The following is a 26,535-nucleotide window of genomic DNA, read 5'->3' on the forward strand; positions in this document are numbered from 1 at the left end:
ATTTGCGGTGATCAGTGACGACAACGATCGGGAGGATAGGCTAACCTCGTAGCCGTTGTGTCTGACGAATGTCACCGTGAAGGAGATCACATGGACGTGCTCGACCAGGGTACCGAGACCGGCGCGCCTGCCGGTTTCGCCGAGCGCATCAAGACCGAGACCGATGCGGCTCACCGCGCTACCGAGCAGTCGCGATTCGTGGGTGATCTCCTTGCCGGCAAGCTGACCAAGGAGGGCTACGCGGCCCTGCTGGTGCAGACGTACCTGGTCTACGAAGCACTCGAGCGGGCCGCCGACGCTCACGTCGCCGACCCGATCGCGGCACCGTTCATCGCTCCCGAGCTCGTCCGCCTGCCGGCGCTCGCGGCCGACCTCGAGTTCCTGCTCGGCCCGACGTGGCGTGACCAGCTGGTGGCGACTCCCGCGACCGCGGCGTACGTCGCTCGCCTCGAAGAGGTGGCCTTCACCTCCCCCGCGGACTTCGTCGCGCATCACTACCTCCGCTACATGGGCGACCTGTCCGGCGGCCAGATCATCCGACGCATGCTCGAGCGCGCGTACGGCTACGAGGTCGACGGCCTGCGGTTCTACATCTTCGACCAGATCGCAAAGCCCAAGGTCTTCAAGGACGAGTACCGGGCCAAGCTCGACCAGGCACCGCTGTCCGCAGACGAGCAGGCGCGCTTCATCAGCGAGGTCACCCTCGCCTACGGTCTCAACGGCGGCCTGTTCGCCGACCTCGAGGCCGATATCGATCGCTACCTTGTGAAATGAGATCTGCGCTCTCCCGGCTCCTCGTCGTGGCCGTCTCGGCCGCGACCGCGGTCTCCCTCGCGGCCTGCACCTCGGTCACGAGTGACGAGACCGCGCAGCACGGCCAGACCACCGCGGTGGTCGCCGACGCCGATCCGCGGCCCGTCGCGAACAACCCGGTCCCACAGCTCCCCGTCACGGTGCGCAGTTTCGACGGCGTCGACGTCACGATCGACGACGCCAGCCGCATCGTCACCGCCGATCGGTACGGCACCCTGACCGAAACGGTGTTCGCACTGGGGCTCGGCGACAACGTCGTCGGCCGCGACACCGCATCCGGATTCCCGGCCGCACAGGACATCCCCAACATCACCCCAGGCGGGCAGGCCATGAACGCCGAGGCGATCCTGAACCTGTCCCCGACCGTGGTGCTGACCGACACCAGCATCGGCCCCAAGTCGGTGCAGGATCAGCTCCGCGCCGCCGGGGTTCCGGTCGTCTACTTCGATCCCACCCGCACGCTCGAGGGTGTGCCGGGGCAGATCACCGCGGTGGCCGCGGCGTTGGGCGTGCCCGCCCAGGGAGAGCAGCTCGTCGCCCGGACCGAGCAGGAGATCGCCGACGCGAAGGCGTTGGTTCCTGCCGGTTCCGAGGCACTGAAGATCGCGTTCCTCTACATGCGTGGTCCCTCGATCACGATGCTCGCAGGCCCCGGGTCCGGTGCCGATTCGCTGATCGAGGCGCTCGGCGCCACCGACGCGGGCACCGCATCGGGCCTGACCAGCGAGTTCGTCCCGATCACCAGTGAGGCCATGATCGCCGCGGCACCCGACGTCATGCTGATGATGAGCGGCGGCCTGCAATCCATCGGTGGAGTCGACGGCCTGGAGAAGGTTCCGGGCATCGCACAGACTCCCGCCGGCCGGAACAAGCGGGTCGTGGACATGTCCGACACCATGCTGCTCAGCTTCGGCTCCAACACCGGCCAGGTGCTGGCCGCGCTGGCCGAGGCGATCTACCACCCCGACGCGGAATGAGTACCACCGTCACCAGCCGGCCCCGGGTGAAGCCGGGCACGGTCGTCGTCGGGCTGGTGATCCTGCTCGCCGCACTCGCCCTCGCGTCGGCCTGCATCGGCCAGGTACCCACCAGTCCTGCCGAGGTCCTCGGCAGCGTCATGCATCGCATCGGACTCGACATCGGACCGATGCCGTCGCACCCCAGTGGTGAGGTGACGCTGTGGCAGGTGCGGTTCCCGCGCGTCATCCTCGCGATCCTCGTCGGAGCGGCGCTCGGATGTTCGGGAGCGCTGCTGCAGGGCGTGTTCTCGAACCCGCTCGCCGAGCCGGGCGTCATCGGCGTCTCGGCCGGCGCGGCGGTGGGCGCCAGTGCCGCGATCGTGCTGGGCGGAGCATTCACCGCAGGCCCGGCCGTCGCGGCGTCCGCCTTCGTGGCGGGCCTGATCACCACGACACTCGTCTACCTGCTCGCCCGTTCCGAGGGGCGTACCGAGGTCGTCACCCTCGTGCTCACCGGCGTCGCGATCAACGCGTTCGCCGGCGGACTCATCGCGTTCTTCACGTTCGTCGCCAGCCCCGCGGCCCGCGACCAGATCGTGTTCTGGCAGCTCGGCAGCCTGAACGGTGCCAGCTGGAACGCCGTCGCGATCGTCGCACCGATGGCGATCGCCGGTATCGCCGCCTCGATGCTGATCGCTCCGAAGCTCGACCTGCTCGCCCTCGGCGAGAGCGCTGCACGGCACCTCGGTGTCGACGTCGAGAAGCTGCGGCTGATCGCGATCGTGATCGTCGCGGTGCTGGTGTCCTCGGGCGTCGCGTTCACCGGCATCATCCTGTTCGTCGGCCTCGTCGTGCCGCACGTGATGCGCATGCTCGTCGGCCCCGGACACCGACTGCTGCTACCTGCGAGCGTGCTCGGTGGCGCGGTGGTCCTCCTGGCCGCCGACCTGGGTTCCCGAACCCTCGTGGACAATGCCGACCTTCCGCTCGGCATGCTGACCTCGCTCGTGGGCGGACCGTTCTTCTTCTGGCTGCTGCGCCGAACCCGTTCCCGTCAGGGCGGGTGGGCATGATGGGCTCGATGATCGACCGCGCGCGAGGCCTGTTCGGCCGCGCCGCCGACGTCCCCGCGCGCATCGAACGTGGCGCCGTGACGATGCGGGCCACCGGAATCAGTGTCGAACGTGGCGGACGTACCGTCCTCGACGGCGTCGATCTCACGGTCCGTGCCGGTGAGGTACTCGCGCTCGTCGGCCCCAACGGTGCCGGCAAGTCCACGCTGCTCGCCGCGCTGTCCGGCGACCAGCCCGTCGCGGCGGGCACCGTCGAACTCGACGGCAAGCCCCTCGGTGACTGGACACCGTCGGAGATGTCGCGTCGGCGCGCGGTACTGCCGCAGCAGCACACTGTCGGGTTCTCGTTCACCGCCCGCCAGGTGGTCACCATGGGGCGCGCCCCGTGGCAGCGCACCGACCGGGACACCGACGACGACAAGGTCATCGACGAGTGCATGGGCATCTGTGACGTCCGACACCTCGCCGACCGGCCGTTCAGTGTCCTCTCGGGCGGCGAACGTGCACGCGTCGCACTGGCCCGTGTCCTCGCGCAGGACACCGAGACCGCCCTCCTCGACGAGCCCACGGCCGCCCTCGACCTGGGGCACCAGGAAGCCGTGATGCGCATCGCCCGCGACCGGGCGGCCGACGGTGCCGCTGTCGTCGTCGTGCTGCACGACCTGGGACTGGCCGCGGCGTACGCGGACCGGATCTGTGTTCTCGAGGACGGCCGTGCGGCCGCCGACGGACCGCCCGCCGAGGTGCTCACCGAGGAGTTGCTGTCCCGCGTCTACGGTCATCCCGTCGAGGTGTTCCGGCATCCCCGATCCGGTGCCACGCTGGTGCTCCCGCGCCGGGACGGGGCACCGGCCGCCGGGGACTGAGTGTCGCCCGACTCACGTACGGGGTGACTCGAATTCCGGCCGGTCCAGTCGATCATGGATGCTAGAAGGCGAGCACACACGCACCACACGGCAGCACTGCTGCAGCATCCGAGGAGCACACCCATGCGAGTACCCGCACCGCGCATCACCGCTTGCACGATTGGGGCCGCCGCGTTGCTGTTGCTCACCGGGTGTTCGGCCGAGCAGAACGGCGACGACCTCAAGACGATCGAACCGGCCACCGCGGCGGTGTCCCCCGCCGCCGCCACACCCGCCGGCTCGGTGCAGGACATCGGTCGCTCCGTCGACGCGCTCGTGTTCGACCCGACCACGAAGACCACCGCGATCCTCACCGACGGCGGCACGCATCTGCTGCTGCAGACCGCGGGCACGGAGCCGCGGGAGATCACCCTCGACGGGACTGCCGCGCAGATCACGCTCGCGTCCGACGGGCGCGTGCTGGCACCGATGAACGGCCAGGTCCAGATCGTCGACATCGCCTCCGGGAAGGCGAGCTCGACCGCGGTCGACGGGGATGCCCGGTCTGCGGCGTTCCTGCCCGACGGCCGGCTCGCGGTGGGGCTCGCGAACGGCCGCATCCAGGTGATCGCCGGAACCGGCGAAGCCACCGAAACGATTTCCGGTCTGGCGTCGGTGGACGCGCTGGCCGTGACCGGCGAGGACCTGAGCGCGCTGGACCGCCGCCAGACGTCGCTGACGCAGATCGACCTCGACGACGCGGAACTGGGCTTGGCGCTGCGCGCCGGTGAGGGCGCCACCCAGCTGATCACCGACGAGTACGGGCGCATCCTCGTCACCGACACCAGCGGTAACGAGCTGCTGGTGTTCACGACCGACCCACTGATCATGCGTCAGCGGTACCCCGTCGCGAACGCGCCGTACGGGATCGCCTACGACGAGCGGACCGATCTCGTGTGGGTGACGCAGACCGCGAGCAACAAGGTGGTCGGCTACGACATCTCGACCGGCATCCCCGTCGAGAAGATCCGCTACGACACCGTCCGCCAGCCCAACTCCGTCGCGGTGGATACGGTGACCGGCAACCTCGTCGTCGGATCCGCGGCCGGCGACGGACTGCAGACCATCCCGCTGGCAGCGGGGTGATCCACCGTGACGTCCAGGTCGCAGCGTCGCCGTGGGATTCCCCCCGAATGGGAGACGGACTCCGATGAGTTCGAGTACATCCCGCTGAGCCTGCCCCGTGACGTCACCCGTGTGAGCGCATCGATGCGCCTGGCACTGCAGGCCGAGTTCGGCGGCTGGGAACTCTCACGCGTGCGTCTGTACACCGACGGCAGCCGTCGGATCCTGCTCCGCCGCCGCAAGACCACCCATCACATTCCGGCACCTGGAATCTAGGGAGATTCGTGTACTACCTGCTTCTGCGTCTGATGTTCCGGGTTCCCCCGGAACGCATCCACCACCTCGCGTTCGCCGCGATGCGGCTCGTGACGCGTTTCGCACCGATCCGCGCGCTCGTCGCCAAGGTGCTCGTCGTCGACGATCCGGTGTTGCGCACCAAGGCATTCGGTGTGGACTTCCCGGCACCGGTCGGATTGGCCGCCGGGTTCGACAAGGACGCGACCGGCGTCGACACGTGGGGGCCGCTGGGCTTCGGCTTCGCTGAGATCGGCACCGTCACCGCGCAGGCGCAGCCCGGCAATCCCGCGCCGCGACTCTTCCGTCTGCCGGATGATCGCGCACTGATCAACCGGATGGGCTTCAACAACCACGGCGCCGGTAACGCCGCCAACTACCTGCGACACCGCCGCGGGGATGTGCCGATCGGCGCGAACATCGGCAAGACCAAGATCGTCCCCGCGGACGAGGCGGCCGGCGACTACACCGCCAGCGCTCGGCTGCTGGGACCGCTCGCCGACTTCCTCGTCGTCAACGTCAGCTCTCCCAACACCCCGGGACTGCGGGACCTTCAGGCCGTCGAGTCGCTGCGCCCACTGCTGCAGGCGGTGCTCGACACCGTGCACATCCCGGTCCTGGTGAAGATCGCACCCGACCTGTCCGACGAGGACGTCGACGCCGTCGCCGATCTCGCCGTGGAACTGGGTCTGGCCGGCATCGTCGCCACCAACACCACGATCTCGCGCGCCGGACTGCGCACCCCGCAGTCGCGGATCGAGGAGATCGGGGCGGGCGGCCTGTCCGGCGCCCCCGTCGCGCGTCGTTCGCTCGAGGTGCTGGGCCGCCTGCACGCCCGGGTCGGCGACAAGCTGGTGCTGATCTCGGTGGGCGGCATCGAGACCGTCGACCAGGCCTGGGAGCGGATCCTCGCCGGAGCGACACTGGTGCAGGGCTACACCGGCTTCATCTACGGTGGGCCGTTCTACCCGCGCAAGCTGCACAAGGGCCTGGCCCGCAAGGTCCGCGAGGCCGGGTTCCAGTCGATCGCTGACGCGGTGGGTGCCGGCGCACGCACGTAGCGTTCCCCGCCTCCACGAACAGGGCCCGTCACCGATCGGTGACGGGCCCTCGTGGTTCGCGACCTACTTCTGCTCGTACGTCCCGGTGATGACGGCACGCGCGATCGCGTGCGAGAACAGGTTGAAGCCGAGGAATGCCGGCTTCGACTCCGGGGTGACGTCGAGATGGTCGACGTCGACCGCGTGAACCGCGATCATGTAGCGGTGCGGGCCGTGTCCCTGCGGCGGCGCCGCGCCGAGGAACCGGGCGAGGCTGCCGTCGTTCTGCAGCGTCACGGCGCCCTCGGGCAGCCCGGAACCGGTCTCGTCGCCCGCGTCGGCGCGCAGCGAGGTCGTGGTGACGGGAATGTTCGCGACCGCCCAGTGCCAGAAGCCGGACGCCGTCGGCGCGTCGGGGTCGAACATTGTCACGGCGAAGCTCTTGGTCTCGGGCGGGAACCCGGACCACGACAGCTGCGGCGAAATGTCGCGTCCACCGGCCCCGAAGATTCCGCTGACCTGGTCGTTCTTCAGCGGGGCGCCGTCGGTGACGTCCTCGGACGTCAGCGTGAAGGACGGCAGGTCGGGCAGTCCGTCGTACGGATCGTGTGCCATGTGAATCCTCTCCCAGATCTCGGGTGCAGCGGGTCAGCTGTGTAGCAGGAAGTGTTCCATCACTCGGGTGCCGAAGTGCAATGCGTCCACCGGCACCCGCTCGTCGACGCCGTGGAACAGCGCCGCGAAGTCCAACTCCGGCGGCAGCCGCAGCGGAGCGAATCCGAAGCAGCGAATCCCCAGACGCGCGAACGCCTTTGCATCGGTGCCCGCGGACAGCATGTACGGCACCGTGCGACCGTCGGGGTCGTGTGCGAGCACGGCATCGTTCATCGCGTCCACCAGGTGACCGTCGAACGTCGTCTCGTACGAGTCGAGCTTGGTGATCCACTCGCGGGTCACGTTCGGCCCGATCAACTGGTCCACCTCACGCTCGAACGCGGCCTGCCGACCGGGCAGCACGCGGCAGTCGAACACGGCCTCCGCGGTCTGCGGGATGACGTTGGCCTTGTAGCCGGCCTTCAGCATCGTCGGGTTCGCGGTGTCCCGCAGTGTCGCGCCGATGATCCGGGCGATGGACCCGAGCTTGGCGAGAGTGCCGTCGATGTCGGGCGAGTTCGGGTCGAAGTCGACGCCGGTCTCTTCGGCGAGCGCCGTGAGGAACTCGGCGACCGAATCCGACATCACGAGGGGGAAGGTGTGGTTGCCGAGCCGGGAGACGGCGTCGGCGAGGATCGTCACCGCGTTGTCCTCGTGCAGGAACGAGCCGTGGCCCGCGGTGGCCTTCGCGGTGAGCCGCATCCAGCCGAGCCCCTTCTCGGCCGTCTCGACGAGATACAGGCGGCGTTCCGTCCCGTCCGCGCGCGGGATGGTCAGCGAGAAGCCGCCCACCTCCCCGACCGCTTCCGTGACGCCCTCGAAGAGATCGGGCCGGTGATCGACCAGCCACTGGCAGCCCCACTTGCCACCGGCCTCCTCGTCCGCGACGAAGGCGAACAGGACGTCCCGCGGCGGGACGGTGCCCTCGGCCTTGAACTGACGGGCCAGCGCCAGCATCATCCCGCACATGTCCTTCATGTCCACCGCCCCGCGGCCCCAGACGTAGCCGTCCTCGACCGCGCCGGAGAACGGATGCACGCTCCAGTCCGCGGGCTCGGCGGGTACGACGTCCAGATGCCCGTGCAACATCAGCGTCCCCCGCTTCGGGTCCGCGCCCCGGAGGCGCGCGAAGACGTTCCCCCGACCGGGCGCACCGGATTCGACGTACTCGGTCTCGTAACCGACCTCCTCGAGCTTCTCCTTGACCCACAGCGCGCACTCCCGCTCGCCCTTGGTCGTCTCGAGTTCGCCGGTGTTGGAAGTGTCGAACCGGATCAGCGCGCTGACGAGGTCGACGACCTCGGATTCGGCGAGACTCACGGGCTGCGGCGAGGACGTTGCTTCGTCATGTGATGGCACCTCACTTTCCTACCACCGCTACGACGTCGGCACCCGCACCCGCCGATACATACTTTTGGTCCAAAACCCCCCGCTGACCAGGCGATTTTGGACCTGGCGAAAGATCGGATAATCTTTCCAGGCACCCGGAGAACGGGGCAAAGAGAAAAACAACTGAATGCCTCGCGATGAGGCGAGCAACGAACGAGTCCGAGTGGCGGAATGGCAGACGCGCTAGCTTGAGGTGCTAGTGTCCTATTAACGGACGTGGGGGTTCAAGTCCCCCCTCGGACACTCTGAGTTGAGACAGACGAGAAGATCCCCGGTTCACAGAACCGGGGATCTTCTCGTTTCCGTAACTCACAGGTCTCGGCACCTGTTCCTGCCGCCCCTGCGGTCGACCGGCTTCGGTCGACTCGCGTCACCGGCGCATCGCCTCCATCCGCGTGTTCGCCCGGTCGGCCGTCGCCAGCTCCCGCACCGCGAGATCCTTCGCACACACCAGCAGCGACCCCAGCGCGCTCACCCGCGGGAAGGTCAGTTCGGTGTGGTTGACGTTGTCGTGGTCGTCGGCGCCGTCGTAGACCACCGTCGAACCGCGGGCCAGCCACCGCTTGACGTCGACCACGCTCGGCAGATGCCCCATGGTGCGCAGGTAGAACGACTGCAGCAACGCCACGACGCCGAGCACGACCGGTGTCGCCTGGCTGGCCCCGTACTGGATCGACTCGCCGGTGTCGTTGAGGATGCCCGACGAGGTGATCGGCGATCCCGGTGCGAAGGTGTCGGTCGCGCACGGACCACCGACGGTCCGGTGCAGTCGCTGCGTGAACGGGGTGAGGCGGTCCGCGTCCGACGCGAACGCCTTGGCGCCGTCCCGGTAGCGGAAGCTGCCCTCGTCGGCGTCGTACACCGCGCCGACGCTGATCGTCTGACGGAAGATCGCCGGGTAACACATTCCCTGCATGCCGCCGTGCGCGTAGTAGTCGTTGCCGGCCGCGACACAGCAACACACACCCTCGTCGGTGAGTTCCTGCAGCAGCGCCCCGATCGCGTCACCGGGCATGTCGGTGTCCGTCGTGCGGTTGTCGGACGCACCCGTCGCCAGGCACAGCGCCGAGATCCCGAGCGCCGACCGCCGGTCGAGGAGCCAGTCCAGCGCGTCGCGGATGTCGGCGAAACGACCCGTGCCGTCGTTGGCGAGGACCTTGACCGGCACCACCCGCGCGTTCGGCGCGATCCCGGTGTGGATCCGTCCTGCACAGGCGATCCCCGCGACGGACGTACCGTGTCCGTTCCCGTCCGTGATCTCGGCAGGATCGCCGCCGTAGTCGGAGGTGAAGTTCCGCCCCGGAACCACTCGGCCCGCGAAATCGACGTGCGTGGAACGCATTCCGGTGTCGAGCACCGCCACGGTGATGCCGGAGCCCGACACGTTGAAGTCGCGCCGCGCGTCGGGGGCACGCACCAGCAGATCCACCTCGGTCAGTTCCGGAAGAAACGGGCCCTCCTTCTGCAGTGGCGACTCGACCGGCACCACCGATTCCGCGTGCAACATCTCGAATGTGCCGACGGCCGACACCGTCGACAGGCCCGATCGGTCCGATCCGGGTTGGCCGGACCCGTTCGACTTGCTCATTGTCCTCACCCTCCTCGAGTGTCATCTCTCGAGCGGGGGACTGCTCTGGGGGCACTCCCCCTGGTACTTCACATGCTCCTCCGACGCGGGCACGGTGTCACCAGCACAGCGGCCGGAGGAGCCCGGTCGGGCACTCGGTAGACTCGTCGGTCGACCACCCGCACGGGATCAGGCACACGCGCACGAGATCAGGACTGAGTTACCTACCGATGGCACAACCGATGACGGGTATCGATCCCGCTGATTTGGACATCTGCATGCGGGTGCTGTCGGAGGCATCCGCGCTCGACGCGGACCACCCCGACTCGGTCGCGCTGCAGCGCGCGGTCGGCAACCTGTTCAAGAAGCTCAAGCGCCGCCGCCGCGTCGAAACGCGCGACGCGGTGTCCGAGGCCGATCGGGCCGTCGTCGCGGCCACCGCGACGGGCTCGCCGGACCGAATCGACGACGAGACGGCGGGGATTCCGCTCACCTCCAACGCCGCCGGGGCGACCGCCGGCACGCTGATCCGCCCGCGGCCCTGCTACATCTGCAAGCAGCGCTACACCCAGGTCGACGCGTTCTACCACCAGCTGTGCCCGGAGTGCGCGGCCCGCAGTCATGCCAAGCGTGACGCCTGCACCGACCTGACCGGGCGGCGCGCGCTGTTGACCGGCGGACGCGCCAAGATCGGCATGTACATCGCGCTGCGCCTGCTGCGTGACGGCGCCCACCTGACCATCACCACACGGTTCCCGAACGATGCCATCCGCCGGTTCAAGGCGATGGAGGACAGCGCCGACTGGATCCACCGACTTCGGGTCGTCGGTATCGACCTGCGTGATCCCGCGCAGGTGGTCGCGCTCGCCGATTCCGTTGCCGCACAGGGACCTCTGGACATCCTGATCAACAATGCCGCGCAGACGGTCCGCCGCTCCCCCGGCGCCTACAGCGCGCTCGCCGAGGCGGAGTCCGGTGCGCTGCCTGCGGGCGAACTGCCCGACGTCGTGACGTTCGGTAAGACCAGCGAGGCCCACCCGGCAGCCCTGGCCGGATCGCTGTCGACGGCGACGCTCGCCTCTGCCGCGAACCTGTCGGCCGACGAGGTCAGCTCGCTCGCGCTGGTGGCCGGTTCGGCGACGCCCGCCCGGATCGAACGCGGTGTCGCGATCGACGCGGGCGGCCTGCTGCCCGACATCGCCCACACCAACAGCTGGGTGCAGACAGTCGAGGAGGTCGATCCGATCGAGCTCCTCGAGGTGCAGTTGTGCAACTCGGTCGCGCCGTTCATCCTCGTGTCGCGACTGCGGCCGTCGATGGCCGCGGCGGCAGCCCGGCGCAAATACGTGGTGAACGTCTCCGCGATGGAGGGACAGTTCAGCCGCGCGTACAAGGGTCCAGGCCACCCGCACACCAACATGGCGAAGGCCGCACTGAACATGCTCACCCGCACCAGCGCCAAGGAGATGCTCGAGGACGGCATCCTCATGACGGCGGTCGACACCGGCTGGATCACCGACGAGCGTCCGCACTACACGAAGCTTCGGTTGGCCGACGAGGGCTTCCACGCCCCGCTCGACCTGGTGGACGGCGCGGCGCGGGTCTACGACCCGATCGTCCAGGGCGAGGCCGGCGTCGACCTGTACGGGTGCTTCCTCAAGGACTACCAGCCCTCGCCCTGGTAGCCGGCGACCTCCGGAAGCGACGCCGGACGACACGGTGACGGGCACGTCACACCTGAATCGCGACGTGTGCCACACGGTACTTCGACTGCCGAGCGGCGATACTGGACGGGCACTGTTCCACTCGTCTGGGAGGCTTCATGGCCATTGCCGTTGCATACAGCGATACTCCGGAGGGGCGCGTTGCGATGGTGTACGCCGCACGCGAGGCCATGCAGCGTCGAGAGCAACTCCTGGTGTTGCAGATCCTCGACGACGCCGCGGCCGACGGCGATGTCGAGGCGTTGCGCGCATCGGTGCAGACCGTCCTCGACAACGGTGGGGTGGGCGAATCCCCGTGGGAGCTGCGCACCAGCGAGCACAGCGGCGACCGTGTCGGCGCCCTCGTCGACCTGGTCTCCGACAGCGGCGCCGGATTGTTCGTCGCGGGCAGCAAACGGATGTCGCCGATCGGCAAGTTCCTCCTCGAGCGGTCGCTGCAGCGCCTGCTGCTGGAGGTCGACGTACCGATCCTGGTGGTCAAGGAGCCCCAGTAGCATCGCGGCAGCACGCCAGTAGCTCGGTAGCGCCGGTGCCACCCCTCGACCCGCAGTAGCCTGAAAGCCGAGTGGTCCCGTCCCGACATCGGGAGGTGTCGCGGTGCTGTATCGGTTGCTGGCCGACGCCACGGTGGTGGTCCACCTGGTGTTCCTCGGCTACGTCGTGGCCGGTGGCTGCCTCGCGTGGCGGTGGCGTCGCACGATCTGGTTGCACGTCGCGGCGGTCGCCTGGGGTTTCAGCACGGTCCTGGCCGGCCTGGAATGCCCTCTCACACACCTCGAGAACTGGGCCCGCCAGCGCGCCGGTGACCAGCAGCTGCCGTCCACCGGTTTCATCGCCCACTACCTGACCGGCGTCGTGTACCCCGAGAACGCGGTGGGGCTGGTCCGCGGGCTCGTCGCCGCATGTGTGATCGGATCGTGGATCGGCTACGCCGTTCTTCGGCGGCGTCACTCGGGGTGGTGGCAAGCGCCGGTGTGATGTGCGCCGCACGAAGCATTACCCGCGAGTAGGGTCGTCGACATGACAGCTGCCTCACGCACCCGCGATCTCGATGTCGTCGTCTACGGCGCCACCGGCTTCGTCGGCCGGCTCGTGGCCGAGTACCTCAGCGAGCATGCGCCCACCGGCTCCCGCATCGGGTTGGCCGGGCGGTCCGTCGACCGGCTCGAACAGGTACGCGCCCAGCTGGGACCGGCCGCCGCCGAGTGGCCGCTGCTGCGAGCGGACGCCGGTGACGAAGCCTCGCTCCGAGATCTCGCTGCCGCCACCCACGTCGTCGCGACGACGGTCGGCCCGTACGCCAAGTACGGTCTTCCGCTCGTGCGGGCGTGTGCGGAGGCCGGCACCGACTACATCGATCTCAGCGGCGAGACCCTCTTCGCCCGCGACAGCATCGACCTGTACCACGACGCCGCCCGCGCGAGCGGCGCGCGGATCGTCCACTCGTGCGGCTTCGACTCGATTCCCTCCGACCTCGGCGTTCACGTCCTGCATCGTCAAGTCGAGTCCGACGGCGCAGGCGAGCTGACCGACACGACGCTGGTGGTGACCTCGATGAGCGGGGGCGTCAGTGGCGGCACGATCGACTCGGTGCGCACCCAACTCGACGTCGTCAAGCGCGACGCCACCCTCCGGCGCATCGCCGCGGCACCGTATTCGCTGAGCCCGGACCGCGCCGCCGAACCGGACCTCGGCCGCCAGTCCGACGTGGCCATCGTCCGTGGGTCCGACATCGCGCCCGGCCTGTCGGGGTGGAAGGCGCCGTTCTTCATGGCGTCGGCCAACACCCGCGTGGTGCGCCGCAGCAACGCACTCGCCGACTACGCGTACGGCAAGCAGTTCCGCTACCGCGAGGTGATGAACGTCGGTTCGTCGTTCGCGTCGCGCGCGATCGCCGGCGCGGTGGCGGTCGGCATGGGCGCGGCAGTTGCCGGGTTACTGTTCCCGCCGACCCGCTGGCTGTTGGATCGGGTACTGCCGAAGCCCGGCCAGGGGCCGAGTGAGAAGGCCCGGCGCAACGGCCATTTCACGGTCGACCTGTACGGCGACACGACAACGGGCGCCCGCTACACGGCCCGGGTCGCCGCGAAGGGCGATCCCGGGTACGCGGCGACCGCGGTGATGTTCGGCGAGTCGGCACTGGCGCTCGCGTTGCAACGCGACGATCTCCCGGACACGTCCGGGGTGTTGACGCCGGCGACGGCGATGGGCGACGTCCTGGTCACACGACTGCGGGACGCCGGATTGCTGATTCGGGCGCAGCGCGCCTGAACTTCACGGGCCGCTCGGTGCCTGCGCCGCCGCCGCGCGGCCCGTGAGGTCGGACAGGGCGAGCCGATGTCGCGGCGACCGGTCGAGCAGCATGGTCCGGGTCACCGTCTGATCGGCTCCCACGTGCAGCAACTCCCCCGGGCACAGCGACTCCCAGTCCGGATCCTCGTCCATCTGCTCGGTGGCGACCACCACTGCGGGCAGCGAAGCGAGTGCCCCGGACCGGGCGCGGACGGTGCCGGCGGTGCTGGCATGCTCGAGGTGTCGCCGCCCGTTGGACCCGCCGGCGCGGCGACGCAGGACCAGCAGGTCGTGCGTGTCCGGGTACCGGAATGCCCACAACTCGTCTGCGGTCACGAGCACGAAGTTGAGCGCGAGCATCCGGAGGTTGTCCGCGATCCACCCCACTGCGGCCGCGACACCGGCCGCGACGTCGCCCCCGTTCTCGTCGATGTGCCGGGTGATCAGTGCGAAGTACCGCTCGGAGTCGGTGTCGCCCTGGACCAGCTCGCGATAGTCGCCCAGTTCGGCCTCGAGCGCAGGAAGGTCCTCGATCACCCCGTTGTGGGCGAACAATCGACCCTTCTGCTCGAAGGGGTGGGTGTTGACGGTCTCGTTCTCGCCGGTCGTCGCGTACCGGACGTGCGCGATGAAGGTCTCGGACTCGCGTTCCCTGGCCTCGCGCGCGAACTGCTGGTCCTCGTACGCGGCGAATGGCTGTTTCTCGACGCGCGGAGCTCCGTCCGCGTCGAACGTGCCCAGGCCGGTGCCGTCGGGCATGCGTCGGCTCTGCTCGGCGAGGCTGTCGTCCGCGTCGAGCAGCCAGAACGTTGCGTGAACGCGGTGCGGAGCCGCGGACAGTCCGAACAGTCGACACATGGCCGTCGTCCTCCTCGGTTCGAGGCCGGGTTTCGACCAGTATGAACGGGCACACCGGTCCGGCGTGCCCGTTCTCCCTCAGAACTCCATGCCCGCGTCCGCACCCATCTGCATCGTGGTGTTCGCCCCGTCGAGGGACTCGCGGATGATGTCCGCATGACCCGAATGATGGGCGGTCTCGCGCAGGATGTGCATCAGCACCCGGCGGGCAGTCCACCACTCGCGTTCCGGCGCCCACGGTGCGGTCGGCAGCGGAATCGGCAGGTCCAGATCGTCGAGTGACGCGACCACCCGCTCGGTCTCCTCCGCCGCCTTCCGGTAGTCGTCGAGCAACCCGGCGATCGTCTCGCCGTCCGCCATGTAGTAGGTCTCCATCGCGACCTCCATGTCGAACTCCGCGGTCTCGTCCCGTTCGACGATGCTCCGGACCCAGTTGCGCTCGGTTCCGCCGACGTGCTTGATCAGACCGCCGAGCGTGAGATCGCTGACGGTGGAACGCGCCCGAGCCTGCTCGTCGTCGATGCCACGGACGGTGATCAGCAGGCTGTTGCGCTGGTCCGCGAGCATCGCCAGGATGTCGGCCTTCTCGGCGGCGGTGGTCGTCGTGGTGTGCTCGGTCATGTCCCTCACCCTTCGATCGTGTCGGTGGAGCTCGATGGATATGACGGTACGAGCGATTGCGGACAACAACGGTCCTCTATCGCGGACTTCGGCCGGGAACTTCCACCTGCCCCGATCGCGCTGACGACCCGCGACACGATCCGTACGCTCGCGACGGTGACCACTCATTCGGACGGCTACCTGTCCGCGCGGCTGCCGGCGTTCGATCTGGCGGCGATGGCCGTGTCCCGGTTCGCTGCCTCCGCTGACGGACTGCGGGCATCGCTCGGGCTGCCGGTGTCGCCGTACCGACCTGCTCCGGACCGGATCGCGGCGTCGTTCTCCGGCGACCGGATGTTCCGCCGCGACGGGCGACCGGTGGAGGCGTTCGCCGAGCTGTCGGGGTTCTTCGAGACGGCCGCCGGTTGGGTTCGCACCCATGCGAACTATCCGCATCACCGCGCGCGCCTCCTCACCGCGGTGGGTCTGGCCGACGACACCGATCGCGCGAGCTTCGCCCGACGGATCGCGGGCCTGTCCGCCACCGACATCGAGGACGCGGCCGCGGTGGTCGGCGCGATCGCGGTGCGGGTCCGCGGTGACGCGGAGTGGGCGGCGTCGGCGCCCGGAATCGCGGCCGCCTCGGGCGATCTGGTGGGAGTCCGTGTCCGCCGCGATCACGGTCCGGCCACTCTGTCGGCGACACCGTCCGCCCCGTTGGCAGGCATGCGGGTCCTCGATCTCACCCGCGTCATCGCGGGGCCGGTGGCGTCGCGCGCGCTGGCTCTGCTGGGCGCCGAGGTGCTGCGGATCGATCCACCGCACCTTCCGGAGATCGAGTGGCAGCACCTCGAGAACGGACAGGGCAAACGCTCGGCGCTGCTCGACCTGCGGGATCCACAGGGGCTCGGGGGGTTTCGTACCCTGGTCGCGGGTGCGGACGTGCTGCTCACCGGATACCGGCCGGGCGCCCTGGAGGCGCTCGTCGGGGATCTCACCTCGGTTCGCCCAGGGCTCATCCTGGGCCGAGTCTGCGCGTGGGGCCATGCCGGGCCCTGGGCCGGGCGGCGTGGATTCGACAGCATCGTCCAGGCGGCGTCGGGCATCGCACTGATCGAGGGCGGCGGTCGGCCGGGCGCGCTTCCCGCGCAGATACTCGATCACGCGTCGGGGTACCTTCTCGCTGCCGGCGTGGTCCACGCCTCGACCCGCCGACTCGTCGACGGCGCGGGGCGGGACATCGATGTCTCCCTCGCGCGCACCGCGTCATGGTTGCTTGCCGCCACCGGGCGCCGAGAGACTGCACGCTTCGCCCGGCTGCCCGGACCGGACACGGTCATGACCCACGGCGGAAGCACCACGGCCCGGCCGGCTCTCGCAGCGTTCGACGACTACCCGTTCCCGGCAAGAACCTGGGGTGCCGACGAACCACGCTGGTGACTGCGGTCGGTGTCACCGGGTCACGATCCACCCGACGTCACTCGACACCCGGCGAGGACTACGAAATGCGTTCACCGGGCAGGAAGCCCGCGCCCGTCGAGCCTTCGCGTGCACACTTGCGCGGCTGTCCGGGGATCCCGCAATGACGACATCGCGTCGACCAGACTGCCGTGGATGCACTCCAGTTCCGGGCTGGTGAAGTTCGCCCGGTCCGTATCGTCCGACAACTCCGATTCGGCGACGACGTCATCGGAGGCCGTCTCGACCTCTCACACCGATTGCGGCCGGATCCGGTCCGCTATCGGGCTCCGGACGGCCTGCCATCCTCGAGTTCAGTGCACAGCTGCGTCGGAGCCGAATCGCGACCGTGCGCGGCGCGCAGCACGCCGAGCACGATCAGCACCTGCGCGGCGATGTAGGTGACCATGACCCAGAAACCCTCGACCCGCGGGGAGAACCAGTCCGCGAACGCTCCCAGCGCGATCATGCCGTCGGACACCAGGAACAGGGCGCCACCGACCGCAACCCAGCCGTTGACCCCCGCCGCGAGGATCGCCATGGAACCGAGCGCGACACCATAGACCAGGGCCGGCACCAGCAGCGCCCCGGCACCGGGCGCGCACGCGAGAACCAGCAACCCGACCGCGACGAGATACCCGATCGTCGACGGACACCGACGTCCCCAGATCTCCGCACGCCCGTAGGGCGCGAACGCCACGATGTAGACGATCTGTGCCAGCAGGAAGAATCCGACCATCAGCAGGAACGACATATCGCCGTCGGCGAGATCGGGCGCGGTGTCGCCCAGCCAGGACAGACCGATCGCGACCAGCGTCAGGACCACGAGCCGACCCCGGCTCGGCTCGGTCGACGTCCACAGCACTGCCGCCAGGACCGGCATGAGGAACCACTGGCTGACGTTCGCGACGCCGTTCGCGTCGACCAGTTGCGCCACCAGATGCACCGCGGCGAGCGCGCTGAAGACCACCCACAGGAATCGCGTGTGCTGCCGAGGAATCACGCCGTCATGCTAGGCGCCCACACGGGGCCGGACACGAGTTTGTCTCGCATCCAATCGGATTCCGCGAGAATGGGAGCGTGACCATACACAGCTACGTCCTCGACGTCACCCGCGCCGACGATTCCGCCCACGAGAAGTACTTCGTCGCCCGGTCCGTGACTCCCCCGGTCGACCGGGACTGCGCCTCGGCCGGATCACGATGACCGCGCCGACACGACTGATCGTCGACGTCGACACCGGGATCGACGACTCGGTCGCACTGCTGTATCTGCTGGCACGCGAGGATGCCGAGATCGTCACCGTCCTGTCGACCGCCGGCAACGTCCCCACCGCACAGGTCGCGGCCAACAACCTGGCCTGGCTGGACCTGTGTGGGCGGCCCGACATCGAGGTCGCGGTCGGCGCCGACGGCCCCCTGACGATCCCGCTGCGCACCACCGAGGACACCCACGGCCCGCAGGGCGTCGGGTACGCGGTCCTGCCGCCGTCCGGCCGGGCGCCGTCCGCGCGGTCCGCCGCACAAGCCTGGAGCGAACTCACCCGCGAGAATCCCGGCGAACTGGTCGGACTCGTGACCGGCCCGCTGACCAATCTGGCACTGGCGATACGCGCCGATCCCGAACTCCCCCAGCGACTCCGGCGCCTGGTCGTGATGGGTGGAGCCTTCCAGCACCCGGGCAACACCACACCGGTCGCGGAGTGGAACATCTCGGTCGATCCCGAGGCGGCCGCCGAGGTCTTCGCCGCCTTCTCGTCGGTGCCCGCGGATCGGGCCCCGATCGTCTGCGGCCTCGATGTCACCGAGCGGATCGAGCTGCGCCCCGAACATCTGCGTCGACTGGCCGAGCTCGCGCACAGCACACCGGTCGAGCTCATCGGCTCCGACGACGCCCCGGACACCCGGTCCACGACGTCGAATCCGATCGTGCGGCACCTGTCGGACGCGGTGCGTTTCTACTTCCAGTTCCACCGCGACCACGGGCAGGGTTTCATCGCGCACATGCACGATCCGTTCGCCGCAGCCGTCGCACTCGATCCCACGATCGCCCGCTACCGCGCCGCCACGGTGGACGTCGAAACCGAAGGACGCATCACCCGTGGCCAGACCGTCGCCGACTGGCACGGATTGTGGGGAAGATCACCTAATGCGGCGATCACCTGGGAAACTGACCCCGACGCGTTTCTCGACGACCTGATCCGCCGTCTCGCAGCATTCGCGCGCACCGCGACAACCCCGAGGAACCGAACCGACCGGTAGCTGGACACTGGTACGGTTTCGTCGATCTGGAAGAGCGTCCAGTCCGCACAGCGACCGTGCGCTCGACCGGATCGTCAAGTCGGGAAAAGGCGGTTCACGTGGTAAGACAGGCACGCGCTGTGGCAACACGGCAACAGATCATCACCGGAGCGGCTCGAATGTTCGAGCAGTCAGGATTCGAAGGAGCGAGCCTCGGCGACATCGTCGACGGGGCGGGTACCACCAAAGGTGCGCTCTACTTCCACTTCCGGTCCAAGGACGAACTCGCGAGAGTCGTCATAGAGCAACACCATCGAACATCGATCGACACGGTCGATGCGATCGCGAACACCGGTGCAGGTTCACTGCGACAACTCGTGATGCTCTGTCACGAGATGGCCCGGCAGATAGTGGACGATCCGATCGTCCGCGCGGGCACGCGTCTGACACTCGAGTTCAGCGGGACAGTGGACGCCCCGGCCCAGCCGTACATCGATTGGATCGACAGCGCGCAGAAGCTCATCGAATCGGGAATCGCCCAGGGTGAGATTCACGGGACCGTGGATCCTCCGACGTTGGCCCGCTTCGTGATCGGGTCCTTCACCGGCGTTCAACTCGTGTCCCAGGTGCTCGCACGCCGCGAAGACATCGAGCAACGCATCGACGAGATGTGGGGATTCCTGCTCCCGAGCGTCGCGACCACCCAGGACGCCGCCGAGCTCGCCGAGGTCCGCATCGCACGCTGGACACCTCCGACCGAGTCGACCACGGCGACCACGGATCATTCCGTGAACGTCTGAATCAATTCACACGCCGGCCGGGGCCCGCGATGCGGGGCCCGGCCGGCTGCACGGCGCCACTACGACGACGGAAGCCCCGTCCCACGGCGGCACCGACGAATCGGTGCGACACTCCGTCCATGGACCAACGCATCCACTTCGTCACGCTCGCCACACCGGACCTCGACGCCGCCCGGGCTTTCTACTGCGGCGGACTCGGGTGGGAGCCGCTGCTGGACGTGCCCCGGGAGATCATCTTCTTCCAGACCGCACCGGGCACGGTACTGGGACTGTTCGACGCCGAGAAGTTCCGCGAGGACATCGGGCGTCCCGGAACGCACGTCGCCACCTCGGGGATCACGTTCTCCCACAACGTCGCCGACGCCGCAGCCGTCGACACCATCGTCGCCGCCGCGGTGCGGGCCGGCGCCTCTCTGATCAAGCATCCGCAGCGTGCCGCATTCGGCGGCTATCACGGCCATTTCGCCGACCCCAACGGCGTGATCTGGGAGATCTGCCACAATCCGGGCTGGAGCATCGACGCCGACGGGCGGGTGCGGCTGACCACCGATACGTGAGACGGCAACGACGAGGGCCCCACACCGTCGGACGGTGTGGGGCCCTCGTCGTGTTTCCGACTGTGGGAGAGCGTTACTCGGAGCCGTCGAATGCCTCGAGGATCCGGTGCGCGGCGAGGGCCGCGGTGAGCGACCCCTCACGAACCTGGTCCTCGACGTCGCCGCGGATCTTCTTCACCCGCTCGTTCGAGTCGAGGCGGCGCAGCAACTGGTCGTGCACCATCGACCACGTCCAGTCCACCTGCTGCTGATGCCGCTTACGTTCGAGTTCACCGGCATCGCCGAGCACCTGGCGGTGGCGGAGCACCTCGTCCCAGAACCTGTCGACGCCGATGTTCTCGAGCGCGCTCATCGTCAGCACCGGCGGCTTCCACAACGCGTCGTGCGGGTAGATCAGCCGCAGTGCACCGGCCAGTTCGCGTGCAGCGACCCGCGCCTCGGTCTCGTGCTTGCCGTCGGCCTTGTTGACGGTGACGATGTCGGCGAGCTCGAGGACACCCTTCTTGATGCCCTGCAACTGGTCACCGGTACGGGCGAGGGTGAGGAACGTGAACGTGTCGACCATGTTCGCGACCGTCACCTCGGACTGCCCGACACCGACCGTCTCGACGAGGATCACGTCGTAGCCGGCCGCCTCGAGCAGCACCATCGTCTCGCGGGTCGCCTTCGCGACACCGCCGAGCGTGCCCGACGTCGGGGACGGCCGGATGAACGCGTTCGGCTCCACCGACAGGTTCTGCATCCGGGTCTTGTCACCGAGGATCGAGCCACCGGTGCGCGTCGACGACGGGTCGACGGCGAGGACGGCGACCTTGTGTCCCAACGAGATCAGGTGCATCCCGAGTGCTTCGATGGTCGTCGACTTGCCGACGCCGGGGACACCCGTGATGCCTACCCGGATCGCGTTTCCGGCGTGCGGGAGCAGGCGCAGCAGCAACTGCTGCGCCTGCTCCCGGTGATCGGCCCGGGTGGACTCGACGAGGGTGATGGCCTTGGACACATCACTTCGCCGACCCTCCAGGACCGCGTCACCGAGCGCAGCCAGATCGAGCGGCGGACGGTTAGTCGGCGGCAATCGGATCGTGTCCCAACTGCTCCGACAGCTTCTGCAACAGACCGATGGCCGCATCCGCCAGGACCGTGCCGGGCGGGAAGATCGCCGCGGCACCGGCCTGGTACAGCTCCTCGAAGTCGCCCGGCGGGATGACGCCGCCGACGACGACCATGATGTCGGGGCGACCCACCGCAGCGAGGGCCTCCCGCAGCGCCGGCACCAGGGTGAGGTGACCGGCGGCGAGGGAGGACACACCGACGATGTGGACGTCGGCGTCGGCCGCCTGCTGGGCGACCTCCTCGGGGGTCTGGAACAGCGGTCCCACGTCGACGTCGAAGCCGAGGTCGGCGAAGCCCGTGGAGATGACCTTCTGGCCGCGGTCGTGGCCGTCCTGGCCCATCTTCGCGACGAGGATGCGGGGACGACGTCCCTCGTCCTCGGCGAACTTCTCGACCAGTCCGATTGCGTTCGAGATGTTGCTCACCTTTCCGGCCTCGTCCCGGTAGACACCGCTGATGGTCCGGATCTCGGCCTGGTGGCGCCCGTACACCTTCTCGAGCGCGTCGGAGATCTCGCCGCCGGTCGCCTTGGCGCGGGCCGCGTCGATCGCGAGAGCGAGCAGGTTGTTCTCCATGCCGCCCTCGGTGGACGCCGCGGCGCGGGTGAGCTCCGCGAGAGCCGCCTGTGTGGCGGCCTCGTCACGCTCGGCGCGCAACTGCTCGAGCTTGGCGATCTGCTCGGCACGCACCTTGGTGTTGTCGACCTTGAGGACCTCGATGCTGTCCGGCTCGTCCGGCACGTACTTGTTGACGCCGATCAGCGGCTGGCGGCCGGAGTCGATGCGTGCCTGCGTACGGGCCGCGGCCTCCTCGATGCGGAGCTTCGGGATGCCCTCACCGATGGCCTGCGCCATGCCGCCGGCCTCCTCGACCTCGGCGATGTGGGCGCGCGCCCGGTTCGCGAGTTCGTTGGTGAGCCACTCGACGTAGTGCGAGCCACCCCACGGGTCGATCGGACGGACCGTGTTCGACTCCTGCTGGATCAGCAGCTGTGTGTTGCGAGCGATGCGGGCCGAGAAGTCGGTCGGCAGCGCGATCGCCTCGTCGAGCGCGTTGGTGTGCAGCGACTGGGTGTGTCCCTGCGTCGCGGCCATCGCCTCGACACACGTGCGGCCGACGTTGTTGAACACGTCCTGCGCGGTGAGCGACCAGCCGGAGGTCTGCGAGTGGGTACGCAGCGACAGCGACTTGGCGTTCTTCGGCGCGAACTTCTCGACCAGCTCGGCCCACAGCAGACGCCCGGCGCGAAGCTTGGCGACCTCCATGAAGAAGTTCATACCGATCGCCCAGAAGAACGACAGGCGCGGCGCGAACTTGTCGATGTCCATGCCCGCGTCGAGACCGGCGCGGATGTACTCGATGCCGTCGGCGAGCGTGTAGGCCAGCTCCAGGTCGGCGGTCGCACCGGCCTCCTGGATGTGGTAGCCCGAGATGGAGATCGAGTTGAACTTCGGCATCTTCGCCGAGGTGTACGCGAAGATGTCGGAGATGATCCGCATCGACGGCTTCGGCGGGTAGATGTAGGTGTTGCGGACCATGAACTCCTTCAGAATGTCGTTCTGAATGGTTCCGGCCAGCTGCTCGGGGGCGACACCCTGCTCCTCGGCCGCCACGACGTACAGCGCCAGAATCGGCAGCACCGCGCCGTTCATGGTCATCGACACCGACACCTGCGACAGGTCGATGCCGTCGAACAGCTGACGCATGTCGAGGATCGAGTCGATCGCGACACCGGCCATGCCGACGTCACCCTGCACGCGCGGGTGATCGGAGTCGTAGCCGCGGTGCGTCGCGAGGTCGAATGCGACCGACAGGCCCTTCTGGCCGGACGCGAGGTTGCGGCGGTAGAACGCGTTGGACTCGGCGGCGGTGGAGAAGCCGGCGTACTGGCGGATGGTCCACGGCTGGTTGACGTACATCGTCGGGTAGGGGCCGCGCAGGAACGGGGCCGCGCCCGGGTAGCTGCCGAGCGGGTAGCCGTCGGCCTCGGCGGCGTCCCGGTCGGCCTTGGTGTAGACCGGCTTGACGTCGATGCCCTCGGGCGTCGACCACACCACCTGCTCGGGGGTGTAGTTGTTCGCCGTCGCGAGGTTCTCGATGAGTGCCTCGGTCTGCTCGGAGGTGGGTGCAGCCGGCTTCGGGAACTGCGGGTCCGTCAGCGCGACGTCGGCGAAACTGCCGATGACGTGCTGCACCTCGTTCGTTGTCACTTGATGCTCCCAGCTTCGATTGCGTCGAGCAGGCCGGTCAGCGCCGTCACTGCGTCGATGCGAGCGGTAAGGAATCCGTCGGGACGCTCGCCGCCCTCGACATCGGCAAAGATCTTCTCGGGCCCGGCGAGCAGAACCTGCTCGATGCCGGCCTCCCGCAGGGCGGCTACGGCCGCCGCGCCCTGTTCCGCGTAGCGCTTGTCGGTGCCGCACAGCACTGCGATGCGGGCCCCGGACTCCTTCACCGCCGCCGCGATGCTGCCGTCACCGGCGTCCAGGGGTCCGGGGTTGAGCGCCTCGATGCCACCGGACGCGAGCAGGTTGCCCGCGAAGGTGGACCGTCCGTTGTGCTCGGACACGGGACCCAGCGGGGCCAGGAACACCTGCGGCCGTTCGCCGTTCGCGGCAAGGAACGTGTCGGAACGATCACGCAGCGCCTCGAATGCTGCCGCGTAGCGGGCCACCGTGGCGCCGGCCTCGGCGGCACCCGCGGGCAGCGGGGCCTCGGCGAGGTTCGGGAACTCGTTGATGCCCGTGACCGCGGTCTTGCGGTGCGCGATGTCGGAGTCGCGGGCGGCCTTCGTCGCGGCGACGCGATCGGCGATCACACCGGATCCGAGTGCCGCCGTGTAACCGCCGGCCGTCTCGATCTGCTGGAAGAACTCCCACGCCTTGGCCGCGATCTCCTCGGTGAGGTCCTCGACGTACCAGGAACCTGCACCCGGATCGAGCACCCGACCCAGGTGCGACTCCTCGAGCAGCAGCAGCTGGGTGTTGCGGGCGATGCGGGCCGAGAACGACTTCGACACGCCTGCGGCGCCCGCGGGCAGTGCGACGTCGAACGGCAGCACCGTCACCGAGTCCGCACCGCCGACACCTGCACCGAACGCGGCGAGCGTCGTGCGGAGCATGTTCACCCACGGATCGCGCTGCGCCATCATCGCGGCGGAAGTGACCGCGTGCTGCACGGCGCCACCGAACTCGGAGGCCCCGCACACCTGCGCGACGCGCGCCCACACCTGGCGGCCGGCGCGGAACTTCGCGATGGTGTTGAACTGGTCGTCGGTGGCGGCCAGTCGGAACTCGAGTTGGCCCAGGGCCGCCGAGATCGTCAGGCCCTGCGCGGTGAGCGCCCGCAGGTACTCGACACCGGCCGCGACGGCCGCTCCGAGCTCCTCGGCGTCACTCGCGCCGGCGTTGTGGAATGCGGTGCCGTCGACGGTGATCGCCCGGACCGACTCGGCCCGGCTCGCGGCGGCGTCGGCGAGTGCGACGGCCTCCGCTACGTCGATTCCTGCGGCACCTGTGAACGCGTCCGTCAACGGGGACGCACCGAGGCCGACCCGCACCTGGGCGCGGTCGGTCACGCCGTCACCGGCGGCAGCGCGCGTGTCGAGCAGCGCGAAGAGCTGCTGAGCGGCCGCGACGGCGTCCGCGCCGGCGTCCAGCGTGAGCGGGGCCAGATCGAGCAGGACACCCTCGAGCGCGGCATCGAGCGACTCGACCGGGAGGTCCTTGCCGCCGACCGCGAGCCACAGGGCGCTGACGCCGTTCCCGAGCGCGTCGAGGACGGTGCGGTTGACCTCTGCGCCGTTCTGCGCGCCCTGACCGAACTGGGCGCTGACCAGCCATCCGGCGTTGACATCACGGTTGGCGTCGGCCCCGCGCACGAATGGGAACTGTCCGGGCAGCGGAGCCTCGGGAAGCTCGTCACGACCGGTGTACAGCGGCGAGATCGTCACACCGTCGTAGGTGGTCGTCTCGAGAAGCTTCTGCGGTTCCGGGCCCAGCTCGGCGGCGTCCACTCGACGGGACTTGGCGAGCACGCCGGCCACGGCCTGCTGCCACTCCGAGTAGGCGCGCGCGGCGTCCTCGGCCTCTGAAGCTGGTGACACGGGGCGGCTCCCTCTCACTCTCACGTGCGATCGCGCGTGGCGACCGGTTTTCCAATCGGGCAAAACAATCGGGCAAACAAATGGGACGATTGTCGTCCTCTGACCTGTGATGCTAACCGCATCGCCGTGGCCACTGACGTGAGGACCACCCGACGTTCGTTAGCCTCGGCCCATGAGCGTTGCGAACGTGCTGGAAGACGGTGTGTCGATCACCCCTCAGCGACTTTTCCGGATGAGCCGCCCGCAGCGTCTCGACGGATTCAACCGCCTCACGATGGACGTCGACGGACATACTCCTCAGGGCATGTCCTCCACCGCCACGCTGGGCATTCTGGTCGACGACATCCTCGGATTCACGCTGTGGGACCGCCGCGGCGACCGAACCGGCGTGGTGACGGCGGACCTGTCGGTGGACTTCGTCACACCGACCGGTTGGATCGGCCCCGATGTAGTTGCCGACGGCCGAGCCGTGGCGATCACCGAGGACGGCGGCCTCGCCGGGGCCGAACTCCGAGACAGCGCCGGCACTCTGCTCGCGACCGCGACCGCGTGGGGCAACTTCGTCGACGGCGGCGCCGATCGCAGCACGACCGTCGTGCGTCCCCCCGCCTCGCCCGGATCGGTCCCGGCCGCCTCCGTGTCGTCGCTGGCGCGTATCGGTGCGCGTTTCGAGGGCTCCGACGGCACTCGCGTCGTCGTGCCCGCGAACCCCGCGCTGGCCAACAAGCTCGGGGTGATGCACGGCGGCATCCAGGCGTGTGCGATCGATCTGGTCGGCAACGCCGCCGTCAGCACGGCGGACGCGCCGATGCACACCGCGTCACTGCGGATCAACTTCTTCCGGCCCGTTCCCGTCGACACCGACGTCGTGTTCACGGCCGAGGTGGTCCGCGCCGGCCGGTCGGTCGCAGTCGCCCGGGTGACGAGCACCGGCGCCGACGGCCGTGCGTGCGCGGTCGCCACCGTGACGTGCCGCCGACCGAGCCGGTAGCCGCGCGGAGTCGGCGGGGAACTGCGCGCACACGGGTA

At 68.9% G+C, this 26,535-nt stretch carries 26 protein-coding genes and 1 tRNA gene; 18 read left to right on the plus strand and 9 right to left on the minus strand.

All coding sequences use genetic code 11. The features are described 5' to 3' along the window. The first annotated feature begins 90 nt into the window (after window positions 1–90). The 7 genes from AC1RIF_RS05170 (at window position 91) to AC1RIF_RS05200 (ending at window position 6,170) form a co-directional block, all read left to right on the plus strand. Window positions 91–774 carry a biliverdin-producing heme oxygenase gene (locus AC1RIF_RS05170; RefSeq protein WP_492600314.1) on the plus strand — a complete coding sequence of 228 codons (684 nt, stop codon included), beginning with the start codon at window positions 91–93 and terminating at the stop codon, window positions 772–774. Next, the gene (locus tag AC1RIF_RS05175; protein WP_492600315.1) at window positions 771–1,790 is read left to right on the plus strand and encodes a heme/hemin ABC transporter substrate-binding protein; all 1,020 of its coding nucleotides are present in this window, start codon (window positions 771–773) and stop codon (window positions 1,788–1,790) included. Before AC1RIF_RS05170 ends, AC1RIF_RS05175 begins: the two co-directional genes overlap by 4 nt. Next, window positions 1,787–2,845 (plus strand): FecCD family ABC transporter permease, encoded by a 1,059-nt coding sequence (locus AC1RIF_RS05180; RefSeq protein WP_492600316.1) that lies wholly within the window; start codon window positions 1,787–1,789, stop codon window positions 2,843–2,845. Before AC1RIF_RS05175 ends, AC1RIF_RS05180 begins: the two co-directional genes overlap by 4 nt. After that, on the plus strand, window positions 2,845–3,711 hold the full coding sequence (locus AC1RIF_RS05185; protein WP_492600771.1) for a heme ABC transporter ATP-binding protein: 867 nt from the start codon (window positions 2,845–2,847) through the stop codon (window positions 3,709–3,711). Before AC1RIF_RS05180 ends, AC1RIF_RS05185 begins: the two co-directional genes overlap by 1 nt. Window positions 3,712–3,834: 123 nt before the next feature. After that, on the plus strand, window positions 3,835–4,836 hold the full coding sequence (locus tag AC1RIF_RS05190) for an NHL repeat-containing protein (RefSeq protein WP_492600317.1): 1,002 nt from the start codon (window positions 3,835–3,837) through the stop codon (window positions 4,834–4,836). 6 nt (window positions 4,837–4,842) lie between these two features. Continuing rightward, entirely contained in the window at window positions 4,843–5,091 is a 249-nt protein-coding gene (locus tag AC1RIF_RS05195; protein WP_492600318.1) for a DUF5703 family protein, read from the plus strand. 8 nt (window positions 5,092–5,099) lie between these two features. Beyond that, window positions 5,100–6,170, plus strand: a complete 1,071-nt coding sequence (locus AC1RIF_RS05200) for a quinone-dependent dihydroorotate dehydrogenase (protein WP_492600319.1) — start codon at window positions 5,100–5,102, stop codon at window positions 6,168–6,170. Window positions 6,171–6,233: 63 nt separating this feature from the next. Here the strand turns inward: AC1RIF_RS05200 and AC1RIF_RS05205 are convergent, their stop codons facing one another. Together AC1RIF_RS05205 and AC1RIF_RS05210 are read right to left on the minus strand one after the other, a co-directional pair. Further along, on the minus strand, window positions 6,234–6,764 hold the full coding sequence (locus AC1RIF_RS05205) for a YbhB/YbcL family Raf kinase inhibitor-like protein (RefSeq protein WP_492600320.1): 531 nt from the start codon (window positions 6,762–6,764) through the stop codon (window positions 6,234–6,236). A 33-nt stretch (window positions 6,765–6,797) separates the two neighbouring features. Then, complete coding sequence (locus tag AC1RIF_RS05210) at window positions 6,798–8,162, minus strand: M20/M25/M40 family metallo-hydrolase (RefSeq protein ID WP_492600321.1); 1,365 nt, start codon at window positions 8,160–8,162, stop codon at window positions 6,798–6,800. Window positions 8,163–8,349: 187 nt separating this feature from the next. On the opposite strand from AC1RIF_RS05210, the gene AC1RIF_RS05215 reads away from it, so the two are divergent. Beyond that, a tRNA-Leu gene (locus tag AC1RIF_RS05215) sits at window positions 8,350–8,435 on the plus strand. A 127-nt stretch (window positions 8,436–8,562) separates the two neighbouring features. On the opposite strand, the gene AC1RIF_RS05220 is transcribed toward AC1RIF_RS05215, so the two are convergent. Then, window positions 8,563–9,780, minus strand: coding sequence for a S8 family serine peptidase (locus AC1RIF_RS05220; protein WP_492600322.1), 1,218 nt, complete (start codon window positions 9,778–9,780; stop codon window positions 8,563–8,565). Window positions 9,781–9,989: 209 nt separating this feature from the next. Here AC1RIF_RS05220 and AC1RIF_RS05225 point away from each other — a divergent pair, with 209 nt between their 5' ends. From AC1RIF_RS05225 to AC1RIF_RS05240, 4 genes are all read left to right on the plus strand, one after another. Further along, on the plus strand, window positions 9,990–11,444 hold the full coding sequence (locus AC1RIF_RS05225) for an SDR family NAD(P)-dependent oxidoreductase (RefSeq protein ID WP_492600323.1): 1,455 nt from the start codon (window positions 9,990–9,992) through the stop codon (window positions 11,442–11,444). Between the two features lie 137 nt (window positions 11,445–11,581). Beyond that, a complete protein-coding gene (locus AC1RIF_RS05230) occupies window positions 11,582–11,977 on the plus strand; it encodes a universal stress protein (protein WP_492600324.1) in 396 nt (131 codons plus the stop codon). 103 nt (window positions 11,978–12,080) lie between these two features. Further along, on the plus strand, window positions 12,081–12,461 hold the full coding sequence (locus tag AC1RIF_RS05235; protein WP_492600325.1) for a DUF2784 domain-containing protein: 381 nt from the start codon (window positions 12,081–12,083) through the stop codon (window positions 12,459–12,461). A 42-nt stretch (window positions 12,462–12,503) separates the two neighbouring features. Continuing rightward, complete coding sequence (locus AC1RIF_RS05240; protein ID WP_492600326.1) at window positions 12,504–13,754, plus strand: saccharopine dehydrogenase family protein; 1,251 nt, start codon at window positions 12,504–12,506, stop codon at window positions 13,752–13,754. 3 nt (window positions 13,755–13,757) lie between these two features. Here the strand turns inward: AC1RIF_RS05240 and AC1RIF_RS05245 are convergent, their stop codons facing one another. Continuing rightward, the gene (locus AC1RIF_RS05245; RefSeq protein ID WP_492600327.1) at window positions 13,758–14,633 is read right to left on the minus strand and encodes a class II glutamine amidotransferase; all 876 of its coding nucleotides are present in this window, start codon (window positions 14,631–14,633) and stop codon (window positions 13,758–13,760) included. 78 nt (window positions 14,634–14,711) lie between these two features. After that, a complete protein-coding gene (locus tag AC1RIF_RS05250) occupies window positions 14,712–15,254 on the minus strand; it encodes a DinB family protein (RefSeq protein ID WP_492600328.1) in 543 nt (180 codons plus the stop codon). Between the two features lie 156 nt (window positions 15,255–15,410). Here AC1RIF_RS05250 and AC1RIF_RS05255 point away from each other — a divergent pair, with 156 nt between their 5' ends. Then, window positions 15,411–16,673, plus strand: a complete 1,263-nt coding sequence (locus tag AC1RIF_RS05255; protein WP_492600329.1) for a CoA transferase — start codon at window positions 15,411–15,413, stop codon at window positions 16,671–16,673. A gap of 298 nt (window positions 16,674–16,971) precedes the next feature. On the opposite strand, the gene AC1RIF_RS05260 is transcribed toward AC1RIF_RS05255, so the two are convergent. Then, window positions 16,972–17,694 (minus strand): lysoplasmalogenase, encoded by a 723-nt coding sequence (locus AC1RIF_RS05260; protein ID WP_492600330.1) that lies wholly within the window; start codon window positions 17,692–17,694, stop codon window positions 16,972–16,974. A gap of 77 nt (window positions 17,695–17,771) precedes the next feature. Between AC1RIF_RS05260 and AC1RIF_RS05265 the strand changes: the two genes are divergently transcribed. From AC1RIF_RS05265 to AC1RIF_RS05280, 4 genes are all read left to right on the plus strand, one after another. Beyond that, a complete protein-coding gene (locus tag AC1RIF_RS05265) occupies window positions 17,772–17,897 on the plus strand; it encodes a hypothetical protein (protein WP_492600331.1) in 126 nt (41 codons plus the stop codon). Beyond that, window positions 17,894–18,952, plus strand: a complete 1,059-nt coding sequence (locus tag AC1RIF_RS05270) for a nucleoside hydrolase (protein ID WP_492600332.1) — start codon at window positions 17,894–17,896, stop codon at window positions 18,950–18,952. Before AC1RIF_RS05265 ends, AC1RIF_RS05270 begins: the two co-directional genes overlap by 4 nt. Before the next feature lie 98 nt (window positions 18,953–19,050). Continuing rightward, window positions 19,051–19,731 carry a ScbR family autoregulator-binding transcription factor gene (locus AC1RIF_RS05275; RefSeq protein WP_492600333.1) on the plus strand — a complete coding sequence of 227 codons (681 nt, stop codon included), beginning with the start codon at window positions 19,051–19,053 and terminating at the stop codon, window positions 19,729–19,731. Between the two features lie 119 nt (window positions 19,732–19,850). After that, a complete protein-coding gene (locus AC1RIF_RS05280; RefSeq protein WP_492600334.1) occupies window positions 19,851–20,288 on the plus strand; it encodes a VOC family protein in 438 nt (145 codons plus the stop codon). A gap of 73 nt (window positions 20,289–20,361) precedes the next feature. Here the strand turns inward: AC1RIF_RS05280 and meaB are convergent, their stop codons facing one another. From meaB to mutA, 3 genes are read right to left on the minus strand one after another with little or no spacing between them, the layout of a single operon-like run. Continuing rightward, window positions 20,362–21,417 carry a methylmalonyl Co-A mutase-associated GTPase MeaB gene (gene meaB, locus AC1RIF_RS05285; RefSeq protein ID WP_492600335.1) on the minus strand — a complete coding sequence of 352 codons (1,056 nt, stop codon included), beginning with the start codon at window positions 21,415–21,417 and terminating at the stop codon, window positions 20,362–20,364. Next, the gene (gene scpA / locus AC1RIF_RS05290; protein WP_492600336.1) at window positions 21,350–23,611 is read right to left on the minus strand and encodes a methylmalonyl-CoA mutase; all 2,262 of its coding nucleotides are present in this window, start codon (window positions 23,609–23,611) and stop codon (window positions 21,350–21,352) included. Before scpA ends, meaB begins: the two co-directional genes overlap by 68 nt. Then, entirely contained in the window at window positions 23,608–25,506 is a 1,899-nt protein-coding gene (gene mutA / locus AC1RIF_RS05295) for a methylmalonyl-CoA mutase small subunit (RefSeq protein WP_492600337.1), read from the minus strand. Before mutA ends, scpA begins: the two co-directional genes overlap by 4 nt. Window positions 25,507–25,678: 172 nt before the next feature. On the opposite strand from mutA, the gene AC1RIF_RS05300 reads away from it, so the two are divergent. Next, entirely contained in the window at window positions 25,679–26,497 is an 819-nt protein-coding gene (locus AC1RIF_RS05300; protein ID WP_492600338.1) for a PaaI family thioesterase, read from the plus strand. The last annotated feature ends 38 nt before the right edge of the window (window positions 26,498–26,535 follow it).

The sequence above is a fragment of the Prescottella sp. GW823-FHT02E09 genome, from assembly GCF_058797375.1.